Raw genomic sequence first — 18,356 nt, 5'->3', positions numbered from 1 at the left:
CGGGGATCTGCGGGTTGCAATTCTCTTAAAATCAGATAAATAAACTGTTTATGTTGCTATAATCCTTACCAATCGCTTGCTTTAGTATCATCCCAGACTTCCAATTCCAAATCGCGGAGATAAGTTAACCCGCTTTGAATTTGTGCATCTGTTCCTTGTAGTTCAAGGTCAAACCAACCATCTCCGACAGCATTGGCTCCCAAAATCGCTGCTGTGATATTCACAATCAGTCCGTAGTCAGACACCAGGCGAGAAATAACAGGTTCCTGGTGATAATCTTTAGGAATTCTAAGTCGAATCCGCTTATTGGTAAGTGTATTGTCAGTAGCCATATCTGAGTTATTTCAATCCCTAATCGGGATTGGTACAGAACTACTCTTAACCCTAACGGTAATTACCTGATAGGTACTAGGTAGCTCGTACCATGTCCCATGATTTGCTTGTATCCTATTCAAAAGATAACTATAATTGCTTGATTTTTCTATTCAACGTCTTTAATGCGGGTTTTTCGTTCTAGAATCTCCTTCAGCACCAAGGTTACTACTGCTAACAACGCTAACAGTACAGCCGCAGAGAAAGCCGCTTCAGTTTCGTATTGTTTATAAGCGTCTTCTACAAACAGTGGTAGGCTCTGGGTTTGATCAGCAATGTTGCCAGATACTACTGAAACCGCTCCGAATTCACCCATTGCTCTGGCATTGGTCAAAATTAAACCATAGAGTAAGCCCCAACGGATACTAGGTAGAGTGACGCGCAAAAATATTTGCCAATCTTTCGCACCTAGAGTTCTAGCAGCTTCTTCTTGATCCTTACCAAACTCTTCTAAAACCGGAATCACTTCCCGCGCCACAAAGGGCATACTCACAAAGGCTGTAGCCAGTACCATACCTGGAAAGGCAAAGATAATCTTGATATCATGGGCCTGGAGCCAAGGGCCAAACCACCCATTCCGTCCATAAAGTAGGACAATCATTAACCCTGCAACTACGGGCGAAATCGAAAAGGGCAGATCGATAATGCTCAAAACTACGGCGCGTCCAGGAAATTTATGACGAGCGATCGCCCAAGCTGCACATAAACCAAATACCGTATTTAAAGGTAGAGAAATCACAGCTAATAACAGTGTCAGCCAAGCTGCATGGATAAAAGCTGGTCGCGTCAGGTTGGATAGAAACGGCCCAACACCCTTACTAAAGGCTTGAACAAAAACGTTAATTGCCGGGATATATTGAACTAGGGCTAAATAAGCGATCGCTATCCCAATTAAAACTATTGGCACCCAACTCTTCTGCTCTTTTGGCTTGGCCGTATGTGTCTCAGATGCAGATGAGTGAAAACTTGGCTTATCTACTGTCATATCGCCTTGCCCATGCTTGTAAGAAATTAATTGCCAATAACAGTACCAACGAAATTGATAGTAAAACTATGCCAATTACTGTTGCACCAGAATAGTCATACTGTTCTAGCCGTTGGAAAATCAGTACAGGTGCGATCAAATCTTGATAGGGCGTATTGGAAGAGATAATCACAGTTGACCCATATTCCCCAACTGCACGGGAGAAACCCAAGGCAACACCAGTCAAAATCGTGGGAAATAAAGGTGGCAAAATCACTTTCCAGAAGGTCTGCCATTGAGAAGCACCCAGACACCAGGCGGCTTCTTCAATTTCATGTTCCATTTCCTGAAGCACGGGTTGCACAGTTCTCACGATAAAAGGTAGTGAGATAAATATCATTGCTACCGCTACTCCTGTGCGGGTAAAAGATACCTTTATTCCCAGTGGTGCTAGTAGCGAACCTAGCCAGCCGTTATCACTGTAAACTGTTGCCAAGGTTAGCCCTGCTACGGCAGTTGGTAGTGCAAAGGGTAAATCCACTGTGGCATCAATCAAGCGCTTGAAGGGAAAGTCGTAGCGAACCAGAACCCAAGCAATCAGAGTTCCAAATACGCCATTGAGTAAGGCAGCAAATATTGCCGTCACAAAAGTTACGTTGTATGTTGCTAGTGCGATATCACTGGTTGCGATCGCCCAAAACCTAGATGGAGGTTCTGTAGCTGCTTTCAGAAACATGGCAGCTATGGGGACAAACAACATCACCGTCAGGTATGCAATGGTGATTCGCCAAGTCCAAGGAACTCGTCCCAATCCCTTCCAGAATGGCGTTTTGCGTTCAACTTCCACAGAAGGAGATACAGATGTCATAGTGAAAAATTCAAAATTTAAAATTCACAAGGAGCTTTTTGCCAGTGTTCGTAATTGCTAATGACGCTCTCTACGAGACGCTAAAAGCGTAGCTTGCAACTCTTACAGAGTACGCGGACTCGCTACCGCTACGCTAACGTAATTCAACCACAGACCAACTATTTTTAATTCTGGAGAAAAGAAAGTTGTGGAGTCAGAATTACGAATTACGTAGCTTGCTTCTCGCAGCGAGTATTACGAATTACGAATTATTTTTTGCCTTGAATCTTGTCAAACACGCCCCCATCTGCGAAGAACTTCTGATCGATTGCTTCCCAACCGCCCAAGTCTGCAACTGTACCCAGAGTTTTCAGCTTAGGAAATTTGTCAGTGACTTCCTTGGTTTGAGCTAAAGCCTCATCCACAGGACGGAATCCTAATTTGACAAACTCTTGCTGTGCTTCTGGGCTATAGAGGTATTTCACAAAACCTTCAGCAACTTCGCGGGTTCCGTGCTTATCGACGTTTTTATCTACCACAGCGATCGGATTGTCAATGGATATATTCACATCGGGAACAACATAATCAACCTTTTCGCCCTTTTGTTGTGCCAAAAGAACTTCGTTTTCGTAGTTGATTAAGACATCACCCTGCCCTTGCTTGGCGAATGTATCAGTAGCTTCCCGTGCATCTTTAGGCAAGATTGGGACATTCTTGTAAACTTTAGTCACAAATTCAGTAGCTTTCGCCTCATCGCCACCTGTTTTAATTACAGAATCCCATAGTGCTAAGAAATTCCACTTAGCACCGCCGGAAGTTTTGGGGTTAGCAGTAATCAATTTCACACCGTCTTTGGCTAAATCTTGCCAGTTCTTGATGCCTTTAGGATTGCCGGAACGAGTGACTATTGCTGCAACAGATTTGGAGACAATACCATTGTTGGGAACTTCTTTCTCCCATCCCGGCTGAATCAATCCAGCCTTCTCAATCTTTGTGGTGTCTCCAGCTAATGCTAAGTGAACAACATCTGCTTCCAAACCATCAATAACAGCGCGAGTTTGGGAACCAGAACCACCATAGCTTTGCTTGAAGACGACAGTTTGATTATGATCTTTTTTCCACTGTTCTACAAACTTAGGAATAATTGCTTCGTGAGCGGCTTTGGTGACAGCAAAGGAAACTAAAGTTAGTTCAACATTATCTTTGCTTGCAGCCACAGGAGTAGCATTAGCAGCAGGGGTTTCAGAGGAAGAAGTACTCCCAGTTTCTCCACCAGAGCAGGCAGCAAGGGCTACACTCAATACAGTACCTACTAAAAAGAGTGATACAAAGCTTTTGAGCGAATTTAGTCTGAACCGATACGTTCTATTGAACGCGTAGGCGTAGCCCGCCTTCGGCATCGCTTGTAACCTTTTCAGTAGGCGTTGCCACAAACTCATTCTATTTCCTCCACTAAATAATCTACAAATAACTGATGGGAATACAGTTATATAGTGTTTATCATACTGGATGATTCCATGTATCTAGTTGCAAACACCAAAAAACCTCATATTCTTTATCAAGAACATGGTGATTTTACCAGTTCTGTAAAAAATTAAAAATGCTTTTACTTTCAACTATCAAATTGCATAGGCGTGGCCCGTTGTAGGCATCGCAATCAACTATCTGGTGCATCAAGCAACTTGCTAGAGAATAGCTAATCTAGCGTAGGCGTAGTCCGCACTTCGACAAGCTCAGTGACCATCGTAGATATCGGCTTCGCTCAACGCAGTGCAACAAAATCAAATAACGTCTTGAGGGCAAGAGAAATTACTGTAGTGAGAAATATACGGCGCAACCAGAGGTTACTAAGTCTGAGAGCAACCCGCGATCCAACAACTCCACCAATGAACATAGTAATACTCAGAATAATACCTAGTTGGTAATCAACTATTCCCTGTGTAAAGAAAATAATAGTGGCAATCAGTGAAGAAAAAATATTGATAAATTTTGTGTTTGCGATCGCCTGCACAAATGTCATCCGAAATAGACTGACATAAGCTGCTGTGAGCATAGTGACATAGCCACCACTAAAAAAACCACCATAAACACCAAGTACAAAAGTTGCCACATATCCACCAATTTCTGCTATTGGTGAGGGTTTCCCTATTTTTGAAACGATTCCAGCATTCCGATTGGTGATTGAAAAGACGGTAACTACAATCATCAAAATCGAGATAATCAGAGGCATCGATTTTGAAGGTACAACTAAAACAAGTAATGCACCAATAATTGAGCCTAAAAGTGTTAATAAAATCATTATTGGCAAGCGACTGCGGTCAATTACTTTTTTACCAATAAAAGGCAATGTACCACCAACACTCATAAAGGTTAATGCCAGCATATTAGTGGCAAGAGCAATACGCGGTTCAATGCTCAATTGAAACATTACAGGGACGGTAATTAAAGAAGTGCTTCCTGTAATGACACTTATAACACTTGTGAGAAAGAAAACTGCGATGAGTAAAAGTAATTGAGTAGCATTCATTAGAGATTCGATCTTTATGTTGTTATAAATACATTTTTTTACAGAATGCTTGCAGTAGATAAAAGATATCTAAAGCCTTTAGTATGAAAGAAATACAGCTTTTTGAAATTATATTAATATAAATATAATTCCGTGTAAACTTATAATTTTATACCAATATAAATGGTAAATTTTATATATTGTTAACAACTAAGTTGGGGGACTTTATATAAATTGATAAATTACAACAGTGAGCCACATCCAATACTGTGCGATCGAGGGTTATTGGTATAGATGATTGGTCTTTCAATGCGCGATAAATCGCGTCTCTACATTAGGATTTGATTGCTTGATGAACCGGATATATTGCAATATAAATAGCATCAAAAACAAAACCCATTTAGAAATTATCTAAATGGGAAAAATTGAACAAATATTTATGATTAACTGAATCCATCTTTCAGGGGTAGCCCGTCCTGAAAAACTAGTAATTCCCCTGGTTGAATTTGTGTCCAAACTTCATTGTCAGTCAGGGGTGTGGTAGCAATGACAGCGACGCGATCGCGTTCAGTAGTCACTTCCCGAAAATCTACGGTCATGTCTTGGTCAATTAAATGAGCAGCAGCAAAGGGCGCTTGGCGAATAATGTAGCTGAGATTAGTTGAGCAATAAGCAAAAAAGTGTTCTCCATCTGATAATAAGTAATTAAATATACCTACTTTCGCAATTACAGCAGTAATTTCTTGCAGCACAAAATACAATTCCTTGATATCGGGCTTACCTTTAGGAAAGCGCGATCGCAATGTTTCTAGGATCGTACAGAATGCTTTTTCACTATCGGTATCACCTACGGCTTGATAAAAGCCCAAATTTTCTGGATCGAAATCTGGCAAATTACCGTTGTGGGCAAACACCCAATACTGACCCCACAATTCTCTGCGGAAAGGATGGCAATTGTGCAGGGCAATTTCACCCTGAGTAGCTTTGCGGATATGGGCTATGACGTGGGTTGAGTGGATGGGATAACTCCGCACAAACTCCGCTACCGGAGAAGCAACAGAAGGTTGAGCATCTAAAAACATTCGACATCCCTTTCCTTCAAAGAAAGCAATGCCCCAACCATCGCGATGGTCATCCGTTTTTCCTCCCCGTGCAGAAAACCCTTCAAAAGAAAAGCAAATATCCGTTGGAACATTGCAATTCATTCCGAGCAATTGGCACATTAGCTCTCAATTTTTGACTAAGGTCTCAGGATCAAGATACTTCAGAATGCTGCATTGATTCTGGAGCGATCGCTTCAATCTTAGAATTTAAGGCTGAGATGTTCCAAACGATCTCCAAAAATAAAGAGTCTGCTTCTAGTTAGCATGATGACACTATGCCAAAAGATTGTAGCGGCGGATATCTGGTGCAGCAGTCACTAAACCTTCGAGTTTAGCTGCTGCCGCTTGGAAATGGGGTGAATCTAGATGAGTATTCAAGGCTTCATGAGAAGCCCACTCTTCTACAAAAGTAAAGTCTGTTGGATCGTATTGGTTTTGCAAAAGTTCATACTTAATCGCACCTGCCTCCTGACGGGTTGGCTCAATAAGTTCCAACAGTACAGCTTTTAGTTCTTCTACTTTGTTAGGCAAAGCAATAATACGGGCAACAATCTGAATAGTTTGGTTTGTCATTTGTCATTTGTCATTGGGCATTGGGCATTGAGAAGAGACAAGGTAGACAAGGAAGAGGGGGAAGACAAGGGAGAGATTTGTTCAATAATTCCCTCTTGTCCTCTTGTCCCCCTTGTCCCCCTTGTCCCCTTGTCTCCCTCATCTTCCCTGCTGCTCTGGTATTAATATTTATTAAAACATCTGCTGTAAATATTGCTCATAGCCTAATTGTTCTAGTTTTGCTTGCTTTGCAATTACTGAGTCACATAAGGTTTGGCGATATTGTTGCACTTTTTCTAACAATTCTGGTTGATGAGTTGCGAGGATTTGTATTGCTAAAAGACCGGCATTTTTGGCATTACCGATCGCTACTGTTGCCACAGGAATACCACCAGGCATCTGTAAAATAGAATACAAAGAATCTACACCTTGTAAGTTCCGAGTGGGTACAGGAACACCGATCACAGGAAGGGGAGTTAAAGACGCTACCATTCCTGGTAGATGGGCAGCACCACCGGCACCTGCAATAATTACCTTAATACCGCGTTGGTGTGCAAGTTGAGCATATTGCACCATGCGTTCTGGGGTGCGGTGAGCCGAAACGATCGCAACTTCGCTCTCAACACCAAATTCTTCACAAACTGCGATCGCATCTTTCATAGTGGGCAAATCGGAATCGCTGCCCATGATAATACCAACTAGGGGAGCCATAGAATTTTGGATTTTGGATTTTGGATTTTGGATTAATCGTCGGTTGTTTCATCTAAAATCGGAGAGATTTAGCTATCTTCTCCTCAGTGTGATGACCCAAGCAACACAAAATCCTGTAGATATTATCAATGCTAGAGTGACTGGTTACAAAGATTTGCAGATGCTCTTGGTCGATCAAGAGGGCATAATTGAGCAAATCTTGCCAATGGATACAGTCGGGAAAGACATCTGTGCATCTGCGATCGATGTTGCAGGTGACTGGATTTCATTGGGTGGCGTTGATTTACAAATTAACGGTGCGTTGGGTTTGGCATTTCCTGATTTAACGGCTGAAAATGCTCATGTACTCCAGAAAATAACGCAATTTTTGTGGGATGTCGGGGTAGATGGATTTTTACCGACACTTGTGACAACTTCAGTAGAAAAGATTCAGCGATCGCTTGCTGTGATTGCTGATATTATCCCCTGTAAACAAGCTGGTGCCAAGATACTTGGAGTTCATTTAGAAGGCCCATTTTTGAATTACCAAAAGCGCGGCGCACACCCAGCAGAGTACTTATTACCCTTAACAATTGACGAGGTAAAGCGGGTTTTGGGAGATTATGCCCACGTCGTAAAAGTCATCACCTTAGCGCCGGAATTAGATCCCACTGGTGAAGTAATTCCATATTTGCGTTCTTTGGGAATTACCGTTAGTTTAGGACATTCTCAGGCGACATCAGCCCAAGCACAACTCGCTTTTGAACTCGGTGCAACGATGGTAACTCATGCTTTCAATGCCATGCCACCATTGCATCACCGCGAACCAGGATTATTAGGGACAGCAATTACCCATTCTGATGTGATGTGTGGTTTTATTGCTGATGGCGAACACGTCTCGCCCACGATGCTGCAAATATTACTTCGCGCTAGCTATGAAGAAAAAGGGCTGTTCCTCGTCAGTGATGCCCTTTCACCTCTGGGGCTACCCGATGGCGTGTATCCTTGGGACAGTCGGGAAATTGAAGTCAAAAACGGTACGGCACGACTAGCCGATGGCACTTTATCGGGGACGACTTTACCTTTATTAGTGGGAGTGCAGAATTTGGTGAAGTGGGGAATTTGTGATGTGGAGACTGCCATTTTACTAGCTACGGATGCACCTAGACGAGCGATTGGTTTATCTGGAATTGCCAAGAGTCAACCCGCTAATTTATTATGCTGGCATTGGGATGAAGCGAGAAAAGAATTAACTTGGCAGCAATTACTGGGCTAAATTTCGCTTCAAGGTGACAGAGAAAGATACGTTAATATACTTAGTAAAAATGTACATTTGTGAGATAGACATCATAAACCAATGGATATAGCTCTACTTGTTAAATTTCTCGCTCCTTGTCTGCCATTTCTGTTAAATGTGGGCAATAAAGCTGTAGAAGGGGCATCTCAAAAAGTAGGTGAGGATGTTTGGAATAAAGCCAAAGCTATTTGGGCTAAGTTACATCCCAAAGTAGAGGCTAAGGAAGCAGCGAAGGAAGCAGCAACGGATGTGGCACAAAAGCCAGAAGATGAAGATTTACAAGCAAGTTTGCGAGTGCAACTTAAGAAGATTTTAGAAGCGGATACAGCGCTTGCAGAGGAAATAGCTAAAATTTTACAAGCATCGACTGACCAACCCGGAGACAATATTCAGGTCAGTGCTAATGCTTACGACCAAAGTACGGTGAAGCAAGTTGGAAAGATTGACGCAAACCAAGTAAGTTTTTAATTGAATAGGGTGGATAGAGTACTGCCTACACTAAAAATTTTGATGTTTCGAGTTCTAAACAGAAACGGCCGGGTTCTGAGCAGGAACGGCCGAGTTCTGAACAGGAACGGCCGAGTTCTGAGCAGGAACGGCCGAGTTCTGAACAGAAACGGCCGAGTTCTGAACAGAAACGGCCGAGTTCTGAACAGGAACGGCCGAGTTCTGAACAGGAACAGCCGAGTTCTAAACAGGAACGGCCGAGTTCTGAACAGGAACGGCCGAGTTCTGAACAGGAACGGCCGAGTTCACAGCCACAATATCAAGCAAAATTTTTACCTACTGTAAGCAATGGCAGAGGAACCCAGCTCCAGTAACTCGAACAATATTGAAATGAATCTCACTGCCTACGGTGACAGTAAGGTAACTCAAGTAGGACAGATAAATGCAGTAGAAGTCAAGATTATTGTTGACCGAATAGAACCAGTACTAGAGCGATTGCAACAAATCTCTCCACCAGAATCGCCGGGGGTTCTCAAAGCAGGGAATCCCGGTAAAAGTTTGGCTTACTGGCAAGGAAGAACAGCAGAAATCGCCCAAATACAGCAATGGTTAATTGATAAAAATACCTTTTTAATTGGTATAGAAGGCATCGGTGGCACGGGTAAATCGATGCTAGCTGCTAAAATTTATGACAAAATTGAAGGTTTCCCTAAGCGATTTTGGGCTGATGTTAATTATGGCGCAGGTTTTAGCGATTTAGCTCGCCAAGTCCTCAGTGAATTTGGCTTTCCGGTTCCAGAACAAGAAGCGCAGTTAATGCAAGCGCTAGTTAAGTGTCTGCAATCTGGGCAATATTTACTGATCGTTGACAACCTGGAGAGTTTATTACAGCCAGATAGACAGTGGGGAAGTCAATTCTACGGCGACTTTTTCAATGCTTGGGTGGAATATGGCGGTAATAGTAAGGTAATAGTTACCACTAGGGAAAGACCAGAATTACCAAAATTTACATGGCTACCCCTGAAAGGTTTACAACTCGCAGAAGGGGTAGCACTGTTAACAGAGTTAGGCATTCGCGGGGATTTAGGGGATTTTGTCAAATTGGTAGATGGGCATCCTTTGCTGTTGAGATTAGTAGCAGATTTATTAATAGAAGAATATCGCCAAGACCCGGATTTAAGACGATTAGCAGATTTAGGCTTAGGGAATTTGCGGCAGTTGTTGACAGATTCCCAAGTGGTAGGTATCCATCGCCGGGAAAATGTGGGGATGGTGTTGGTGTTGGATGCCAGTTTTAATCGGTTGAATGAGTTACAAAAGGCGTTATTGCTGAATATTAGTGTTTATCGTGGTGCGGTTGAGAGTGCCGCAGCAGTGGCTATGTTGCCGGGAAGTTCAGCACCAGAGATTGAGGGAGAACTGAGGAACCTTATTAAACGTTCTTTGTTGTTAGAAAAACTCAATGGTAAGCGGCGGTATGAGTTTCAGCCTGTTATTTTAGAATATGCGCGGTATAAGGCTGGAAAACAGACTGAAGTGCATCAACGAGCTATCAATTACTATCTTTTGAATGTTAAACAACAACCTTGGCGGACTAAAGAAGATATCAAAGAATATTTAGAAGTTTTTCATCATTGGTATCAACTGGAAAATTATGACACGGCATTCGATGTATTAAACTTTTGCGATAATTTTTTAACCTTGCGGGGCTATTACACCGAGCAAGTTGACTTATGGGGACAGTTGATAGCAGCTTGGGACAAAATTGATGAACGAGAAAACTGGAATTATCGGGCTACTCTCAATAATTTAGGCACTGCTTACTACTTACTGGGACAGTACCAAGGGGCGATTGAGTTATTCCAGCAGTCTTTGGAAATATCTAGGGAGATAGGCGATCGCAATGGCGAAGGTTCTTCCTTAATCGGTTTGGGCAATGCTTACAACTCCCTGGGACAGTACCAACGGGCGATTGAGTTCTCCCAGCAGTCTTTGGAAATCAAAAGGGAAATAGGCGATCGCAATGGCGAAGGTAATTCCTTAATCAATTTGGGCAATGCTTACAACTCCCTGGGACAGTACCAAGGGGCGATTGAGTTCCACCAGCAGTCTTTGGAAATAGCTAGAGAGATAGGCGATCGCAATGGCGAAGGTACTTCCTTAAACAATTTGGGCAATGCTTATGACTCCCTGGGACAGTACCAAGGGGCGATTGAGTTCCACCAGCAGTCTTTGGAAATAGCTAGGGAGATAGGCAATCGCAATGGCGAAGGTAATTCCTTAAACAATTTGGGCAATGCTTACAACTCCTTGGGACAATACCAACGGGCGATTGAGTTCTTCCAGCAGTCTTTGGAAATCAAAAGGGACATAGGCGATCGCAATGGCGAAGGTCATTCCTTAAATAATTTGGGCAGTGCTTACAACTCCCTGGGACAGCACCAACAAGCGATTGAGTTCTTCCAGCAGTCTTTAGAAATATCTAGGGAGATAGGCGATCGCTATGGCGAACGTAATTCCTTAAACAATTTGGGCAGTGCTTACAACTCCCTGGGACAGTACCAACGGGCGATTGAGTTCTTCCAGCAGTCTTTGGAAATATCTAGGGAAATAGGCGATCGCAACGGCGAAAGTGCTTCCTTAATCGGTTTGGGCAATGCTTACTACTTGCTGGGACAGTACCAAGGGGCGATTGAGTTCTTCCAGCAGTCTTTGGAAATATCTAGGGAAATAGGCGATCGCAACGGCGAAAGTGCTTCCTTAATCGGTTTGGGCAATGCTTACTACTTGCTGGGACAGTACCAAGGGGCGATTGAGTTCTTCCAGCAGTCTTTGGAAATATCTAGGGAAATAGGCGATCGCAACGACGAAAGTGCTTCTTTAATCGGTTTGGGCAATGCTTACTACTTGCTGGGACATTACCAAGGGGCGATTGAGTTCCACCAGCAGTCTTTGGAAATCAAAAGGGAGATAGGCGATCGCAATGGCGAAGCGATCGCATGGTTTAACTTAGGTCTGTCATTAAAAAACGTTAATCGAGAATCAGATGCGCTGGGTGCTTATCGCAATGCCCGTGAACTTTGTCAGGCGATGGGACTTGATGCTAAAGTGCAAGATTGCAACAATGCAATTGAGCGTCTTTCGCAACCAAAAACGCCTGTACTTTCTCGCCGTGGGTTTTGGGTGTGGTTGCGTCGGTTGTGGCGTTGGGTATGCAGTTGGTTTCGGCAATAATATTAATTTACTATCTTATGAAAAGGGAAATAGTGGGCTATTTTTCAACTATATGCTGCAAAAACCACTGGTCAGTCTGTTAACTATGGGATTGTTTGTACAACCTATTGCTACTCACTCCCAGGCTTTAACCTATAATTACAACAATGCAAATTTATCTGAGCAATCCTTACTAATAAGCCAATTTAGACCAGGGGCTAGTTGTGAAGCCAACGATAACTTAAGTTTGTTTGCTGATACTTTTATTAGTGTGTGCCGAAAAGCATCGATTAGGCGGGAGTTTCCGAGCGAGTTTCTGAACTCTTATTTAGAAGACATCAAGAAAAGCAGATCGGCTAGTGGTAAAAAAGCTTGGAAGTTATTGAATGATAATAGATTCAAAAAATAGCTATAGAGAACATGAAATGGAAACTAAAAATGCAAATAAAGCAGAATCCTTCTATATTGCTATAATTCTCTACAAATCATCTTCAGATAAACCTGATTATCAACCTTTGTACCAAGAAAGCTTTGTTTTGATTAAAGCCACTTCTTTAGAGGAAGCAAAAGCAAAGGCTTTGAATCATAGTAAAAATGAAAGTGTCAGCTATACAAATGAAAATGGAGAAACTATTACTTGGTCTTTGCAGCAATTAGTAGACGTGAATTCAGTTTTGTATGATGACTTTGATTCATCTGAGGATATTGTTGATTTATATGCTCGACATTTTCGGAACTATCAGGCTTACCAGTCATTTGAGCCATTATTATCTCAAGAGTAACTTGGAGAATAGTTATCAAACCACGCGATCGCACACGTGTAAAAGCACTAAGACAGGATGATTTAAGTGCTACTGACTTTGGCTCATGTGTAATAAACATCGGGCATTTCGGGCATTATTATACTTCTATTCATTGTTATATTCATTTAAAAAATGATTGTTACACACCTAGCAAACAAAAAAGCCTGCATCCGCAGGCTTTCTAAATTAATTAAGTTATTGCTTTACTTACCGTTTTGCCAACTTCTTCGACATCTTCCGCAGACGAATTGATTGGGGTGTAACTTCCACCAATTCATCGGGGCCGATGTATTCCAAAGCACGCTCTAGGCTCATGTCTATTGGTGCTTGCAGTTGCACTAATTCATCGCCACCAGCCGCACGGTGGTTGGTTAACTGCTTGGTTTTACAGATATTTAATTCCAAATCTTGCGGACGATTGTGTTCGCCCACAATCATGCCTCTGTAAACCTTTGTACCGGGAACAATAAAGAATGCTCCTCTATCTTCGGCGTTCCTCATGGCGTAGAAGGTAGAAACGCCTTCTTCAAAGGAGATTAAAACGCCTTTGTTACGGGCTTCAATATCGCCACTGAGTTGACGGTAGTCTAAGAAGCTGTGGTTCATGATGCCTTCGCCACGAGTCATCCGCATGAATTCACCCCGGAAACCAATCAAACCACGGGCGGGAATGACAAACTCTAGTTGGGTGCGATCGCCACTACCTGGTTGCATATCTTGCATTTCGCCTTTGCGTTGTCCCAGGCGTTCGATACAGCTACCCACAGCATCAACAGGAATGTCTAACACCAAGAGTTCGTAAGGTTCGCAAGGTTGACCGTTGACTTCGCGGTAAATAACCTGTGGCTGAGATACCTGAAACTCGAATCCTTCCCGGCGCATGGTTTCAATTAAGATACCCAGGTGGAGTTCTCCACGACCGGAAACGAGGAATTTATCGGGAGAATCGGTTTCTTCAACGCGTAAAGCCACGTTGGTTTCAAGTTCGCGGAAAAGGCGATCGCGCACTTGTCTTGATGTCACCAACTTACCTTCTTGACCCGCAAAGGGCGAATCATTCACCCAGAAGGTCATTTGCAAGGTGGGTTCATCCACTTTAATTAGTGGTAAAGCTTGGGGTTCGTTAGGATCGGTAATCGTTTCTCCAATGTAAGCATCAGCGAAACCAGCCACCGCCACAATATAACCTGCGGTTGCTTCTTCCATTTCCACCCGTTTCAAACCTTCAAAGCCCATCAATTTGGTAATTTTACCTTTGACAATGGTGCCGTTTTCTGTAACTAAAGCTGCTTGTTGTCCTGAACGGATAGTACCATTGTGAATTCTGCCAATGATAATCCGTCCCAGATATTCAGAATAATCTAGGGTTGTGACTTGTAATTGCAGAGGTTTATTGCGATCACCTACTGGTGATGGAACGTGTTTTAGAATCGCGTTAAATAAAGGTTGCATGTCTACCGATTCTGCTTCCAAGGTTTCCTTAGCAAAACCTCCCATCCCGGAAGCGAACAGATAAGGAAAATCACATTGGTCTTCATCTGCGCCTAATTCTAAGAACAGATCCAAGACTTTATCAACTGCAACGTGGGGGTCAGCCTGACCGCGATCGATTTTGTTGATCACAACGATGGGACGCAGCCCTTTTTCCAAAGCTTTTTTCAGAACGAAGCGCGTTTGAGGCATGGGGCCTTCATTGGCATCGACAATCAGAAGACATCCGTCAACCATACCGAGTACCCGTTCAACTTCGCCACCAAAGTCAGCGTGTCCAGGAGTATCAACAATATTAATTAGTGTTTCTTTGTAGCGAACTGCCGTATTTTTGGACAGGATAGTAATACCCCGTTCCCGTTCTAGGGCGTTGGAGTCCATAACGCAATCCGGAACGTCTTCGCCTTCGCGGAAAATGCCGGATTGTTTGAGGAGTGCGTCAACCAGCGTGGTTTTGCCGTGGTCAACGTGGGCGATAATGGCGACGTTGCGAATTGGGAGCGTCATAGAAGCTTTTGGTGAACTCTAGAGGGTGTTTATAAGATTTACATTTGAATGCTAGGCTGTTTTAACAGAATTGAGAAGGATCGGCAAATTCTGTAAAGAACCTTTAATAATTCTAGCGTAATCGTCACAATTGCGGGGAGTTTTGTAAACCCCACAATCGAGATGTGTGGTAATTACGGCGTTGGTGGGATAAAAAAAGCTGTCTGTGACAAACAGGTGTTAACTGAAGGGCTGTATTGCTTTTGAGAATTGCGGTTGATTCGCATAGAGGAATTTAGTCATTGAAATACTTTGGTGAAAAGTGCGATCTTTGTTCCAGAGAGATGAAGTTCCTGGCTGCTAAAAGTCAGGTTATTTCGTGTTTGGGATCGATAGAGAAGCGATCGCCAAGCGTGGTTTTTATTGACTAGAATGGGGTGGGTATATCTACAAAAATATTCAGTGTACGCAAAACAATCGCAATGTAGAGCCAGGTCAATTGTTTACGAGAGTAAGAAGCGATGTCTACGACGGGCTACGCCTAGGTCATTATCTATGTAGAGACTTTACAATGTAACGCTTCTAGAGAATTTAAGGTATATCCTAAAAACTAATAAAATGACAGCGATAATTATATGGTCTGCTGCCTAAATCCTAATTGCGAGAATCCCCAAAATCCTGACGGGGCAAATTTCTGCCTCAGTTGTGGCACAGAGTTGGTATCGCTATTGAGAAATCGTTACCGAATCATCACACCATTAGGGAGAGGAGGGTTTGCACGCACATATATCGCCGAAGATATAGACAAGCTTAATGAACGATGTGTTGTGAAGCAGCTGGTTCTAAGTCAATTTTATGCCAGTCAGGGTAGTCAGGCACATAAAAAAGCGACTGAGTTGTTTGAACGAGAGGCCAAACGTCTCAAAGAACTAGGAGAACATGTCCAAATTCCCAATTTGTATGCATATTTTAAGGAAGCTGAATATCTGTATTTAGTGCAGCAGTTTATCGAAGGACAAAATCTGTTACAAGAGTTAAAACAACAAGGGGTTTTTGATGAAGCCAAGATTCGAGATGTTTTAAAGAATTTATTATCTGTACTGATATACATACATCAACAACAAGTAATTCACCGAGATATTAAACCAGAAAATATTATTCGCCGTCAAAATGATGGGAAGTTAGTACTAATTGATTTTGGAGTGGCAAAACAAAAAACGGAACCTACAAACACTACGATCGGGACAATTATTGGTTCATTAGGTTATGCACCAGTTGAGCAAATGCAAACGGGTAAAGTTTTTCTGTCTAGTGATATCTACAGTTTAGGAATAACTTGCTTTCAACTGCTGACCAATATCTCTCCTTCGAGTTTGTGGATGAAACAAGGCTATGGTTGGACTTCTAGTTGGCGGCAGCATTTAACGCGACCCATAAGTCAAGAATTAGAGATAATTCTTAATAAGTGTCTAGAAGAAAATCACGAACAGCGTTATCAATCTGCACAGGCTGTCTTACAAGATTTAAAAAAGTTGCCACCGCTAAGGTATACATCACCTCCTACAGTTATTCCACCTACTTTACCATCAAGGACGCAACCGCAAAATCAACATCAATCAACTCGATATCTACCACAATTATCTAACAGTAGATTATTATCTGGAGCAATCATAGCTGGATCGGGTAGTTCATTTTTAGCGATCGCACTTATAAGTTTTCTCGGAACGACTTGGATTAGCTCTGGATTGTGGTTGCTCATTTTAGGAGGATTAGTCTTTATTCAATCTCGCCCCCTTCTAGAAAAAGCTTATTTAATTGTTATTGCTATCATCGCCAATTTACTCGTTGTCTTTATTTTCAGAAATCTTTTAACTAATAATCTTTTCAAAGCTGGTTTAAATGGGCTGTTACTTGTAGGATTGCTAGTTATTCTAGCAGGTATATTGACAATTATTATTGTGGGTGTATCTGAAATAATCAACAACCTGATTGCTAAATATCTTTAGTTTTTTGTATTGTTCAATTGTCATAAATCTCTTTATTTAAAATAAATTTTGTAAGTATTGGTAGTTATTCATGACAAATAAAAAAGAAAACTTGAGATTGCTTATTTCTCTTGGTCTGGCTGGGGTAATGGTAGCAGCTATTTTATGGTTGATTAACAAAGTATCTTCTACTATCGTAACAACACCATCAAACCCCACACAAACTTCATCTTCATTTACAAATAAGTCGTCATTAATGAATTTGGGTACAAGGATTTTGGTGAAAGTGCAAACATCCCCTGAAAAAACAGATGGAGTTAAAGCTTTTGCTGAAAAAGATTACATTACTGCTGTTAAAAAGTTTACTGATTCTCTGAAAAATAATCGCAACGATCCAGAAACTTTAATTTATTTAAATAATGCCAAAATAGCGCGAGATAATTCATCAGCTATAAAAGTTGCGATCGTCGCACCAATTAACTTCGACCCTAGTTTAGCAGAAGAGATTTTACGCGGTGTAGCTCAAGCTCAAAATGAAGTTAATATCCAAGGAGGAATTAATGGTAAAAAATTGCAAATTGTAATTGCAAGTGCTGATAATAGAGAAGATTCTGCACGGCTAGATAATGAATTAGTTGAAGATAAAAGCCTTGTAGCTGCTGTGGGTGTTAGACGTAACGCAGAAATATATAAAGAGAAAGGTTTGGTTTTAGTCTTGCCCGTCGAGCTACCAAATCAAGCAGAAAATTCAGGAAAGTTAGATAATAATGCATTAAATAGTCAGCCTAATAGTTTCACAAATAACTACTTATTTCACGTAAATCCGTTATATGATAATTTAGTAGATACTCATTCTCGCTACATTGCTCGACAAGCAAGGAATGTTGCTATTTGTGGCGATGTTCGTAATTCAAGAGATAATCCAACCTCTTCATCAAATCAGATACTTGTAGAAAAGTACACTCAAGCTATCAAAAATTATGGCAGCAACGTTATTAGTACGCCTTGCAATTTAGCAGATAAGAATTTTAACCCTAAAGCTTTTGTAGATAAAGCTATAGAAACAGAAAATGCAAGTGGCTTTTTACTAATGCCTTCAATCAGAAATATCTACTTTGCCACCAAAGTAGCACAAGAAGTTAAAGGTAGAAAGCCACTGTTTGCTTCTGAAACTATGTACAGTGCTACAACTTTGCAAAATGGCAAGGATCTCGAAGGAATGGTATTACCTGTGTATTGGCATCGTGATGCTAATAAAGATAACCCTTTTGCAAAAAATGCCTTTCAGCTTTGGAATGCTCAAGTAAATCAGAGAACAGCAGGAGCTTATGATGCACTCCAAGCAATTATTGCTGGTTTAAAAAAAGATAGTACCCGCGAAGGATTACAAAGGGTATTGTCTAATCCAAATTTTTCAACATCTGGAGCAACCGGAATGATTCAGTTTTCGGCATCTGGGGAGCGTCAAGGAGAAGCAATGCTTGTCAAAATTGAGCGTTGCGAGTCTTGCTCTAGTGGAACTGGTTACGATTTTGCCCTCTTGAATAAGAAGTAGTTTTTTTGAGCTTAATTGTCATTCTCAAGATAGAAATTGCTTTCA

16 protein-coding genes are annotated in these 18,356 nt (G+C 41.8%); 7 read left to right on the top strand and 9 right to left on the bottom strand.

The genetic code is table 11. The annotated features are described in order from the left end of the window. Positions 1 to 65: 65 nt before the first annotated feature. The 8 genes from RMX89_RS10950 to purE all read right to left on the bottom strand — a co-directional run bounded on the left by RMX89_RS10950 (position 66) and on the right by purE (position 7,055). A complete protein-coding gene (locus RMX89_RS10950) occupies positions 66 to 332 on the bottom strand; it encodes an NIL domain-containing protein (protein WP_289797696.1) in 267 nt (88 codons plus the stop codon). A gap of 149 nt (positions 333 to 481) precedes the next feature. Then, complete coding sequence (cysW, locus tag RMX89_RS10945; protein ID WP_322670851.1) at positions 482 to 1,357, bottom strand: sulfate ABC transporter permease subunit CysW; 876 nt, start codon at positions 1,355 to 1,357, stop codon at positions 482 to 484. Beyond that, positions 1,344 to 2,204, bottom strand: coding sequence for a sulfate ABC transporter permease subunit CysT (gene cysT, locus RMX89_RS10940; protein ID WP_322670850.1), 861 nt, complete (start codon positions 2,202 to 2,204; stop codon positions 1,344 to 1,346). Before cysT ends, cysW begins: the two co-directional genes overlap by 14 nt. Positions 2,205 to 2,452: 248 nt before the next feature. Then, a complete protein-coding gene (locus RMX89_RS10935; RefSeq protein WP_322688942.1) occupies positions 2,453 to 3,622 on the bottom strand; it encodes a sulfate ABC transporter substrate-binding protein in 1,170 nt (389 codons plus the stop codon). Between the two features lie 323 nt (positions 3,623 to 3,945). Continuing rightward, a complete protein-coding gene (locus tag RMX89_RS10930; protein ID WP_322688941.1) occupies positions 3,946 to 4,710 on the bottom strand; it encodes a sulfite exporter TauE/SafE family protein in 765 nt (254 codons plus the stop codon). Between the two features lie 422 nt (positions 4,711 to 5,132). After that, the gene (locus RMX89_RS10925; protein WP_322688940.1) at positions 5,133 to 5,912 is read right to left on the bottom strand and encodes a class II glutamine amidotransferase; all 780 of its coding nucleotides are present in this window, start codon (positions 5,910 to 5,912) and stop codon (positions 5,133 to 5,135) included. Between the two features lie 153 nt (positions 5,913 to 6,065). Next, positions 6,066 to 6,365 (bottom strand): putative quinol monooxygenase, encoded by a 300-nt coding sequence (locus RMX89_RS10920; RefSeq protein ID WP_322670846.1) that lies wholly within the window; start codon positions 6,363 to 6,365, stop codon positions 6,066 to 6,068. Between the two features lie 171 nt (positions 6,366 to 6,536). Then, on the bottom strand, positions 6,537 to 7,055 hold the full coding sequence (gene purE, locus RMX89_RS10915) for a 5-(carboxyamino)imidazole ribonucleotide mutase (RefSeq protein WP_322688939.1): 519 nt from the start codon (positions 7,053 to 7,055) through the stop codon (positions 6,537 to 6,539). A 91-nt stretch (positions 7,056 to 7,146) separates the two neighbouring features. Here purE and nagA point away from each other — a divergent pair, with 91 nt between their 5' ends. From nagA to RMX89_RS10890, 5 genes are all read left to right on the top strand, one after another. Next, positions 7,147 to 8,310, top strand: a complete 1,164-nt coding sequence (nagA, locus tag RMX89_RS10910; protein ID WP_322688963.1) for an N-acetylglucosamine-6-phosphate deacetylase — start codon at positions 7,147 to 7,149, stop codon at positions 8,308 to 8,310. A gap of 81 nt (positions 8,311 to 8,391) precedes the next feature. Next, complete coding sequence (locus tag RMX89_RS10905; protein WP_322685884.1) at positions 8,392 to 8,799, top strand: hypothetical protein; 408 nt, start codon at positions 8,392 to 8,394, stop codon at positions 8,797 to 8,799. Positions 8,800 to 9,126: 327 nt separating this feature from the next. Further along, positions 9,127 to 12,012, top strand: coding sequence for a tetratricopeptide repeat protein (locus RMX89_RS10900; RefSeq protein WP_322688938.1), 2,886 nt, complete (start codon positions 9,127 to 9,129; stop codon positions 12,010 to 12,012). A gap of 52 nt (positions 12,013 to 12,064) precedes the next feature. After that, entirely contained in the window at positions 12,065 to 12,400 is a 336-nt protein-coding gene (locus tag RMX89_RS10895; RefSeq protein WP_322688937.1) for a hypothetical protein, read from the top strand. A 16-nt stretch (positions 12,401 to 12,416) separates the two neighbouring features. Beyond that, on the top strand, positions 12,417 to 12,773 hold the full coding sequence (locus RMX89_RS10890; protein ID WP_322688936.1) for a DUF4288 domain-containing protein: 357 nt from the start codon (positions 12,417 to 12,419) through the stop codon (positions 12,771 to 12,773). A gap of 228 nt (positions 12,774 to 13,001) precedes the next feature. Here RMX89_RS10890 and typA read toward each other — a convergent pair whose 3' ends face one another. Beyond that, positions 13,002 to 14,792, bottom strand: a complete 1,791-nt coding sequence (gene typA, locus RMX89_RS10885; RefSeq protein WP_322688935.1) for a translational GTPase TypA — start codon at positions 14,790 to 14,792, stop codon at positions 13,002 to 13,004. Positions 14,793 to 15,406: 614 nt separating this feature from the next. Here typA and RMX89_RS10880 point away from each other — a divergent pair. Continuing rightward, positions 15,407 to 16,777, top strand: a complete 1,371-nt coding sequence (locus RMX89_RS10880; RefSeq protein WP_322688934.1) for a serine/threonine-protein kinase — start codon at positions 15,407 to 15,409, stop codon at positions 16,775 to 16,777. A 70-nt stretch (positions 16,778 to 16,847) separates the two neighbouring features. Continuing rightward, the gene (locus RMX89_RS10875) at positions 16,848 to 18,311 is read left to right on the top strand and encodes an ABC transporter substrate-binding protein (RefSeq protein ID WP_322688933.1); all 1,464 of its coding nucleotides are present in this window, start codon (positions 16,848 to 16,850) and stop codon (positions 18,309 to 18,311) included. The last annotated feature ends 45 nt before the right edge of the window (positions 18,312 to 18,356 follow it).

Origin of the sequence: Nostoc sp. DedSLP04, from assembly GCF_034530775.1 — a bacterium.
Classification (GTDB): domain Bacteria; phylum Cyanobacteriota; class Cyanobacteriia; order Cyanobacteriales; family Nostocaceae; genus Nostoc.
Note: the sequence above shows the minus strand (reverse complement) of the source record. Positions and strands in the feature narration are given on the sequence as shown.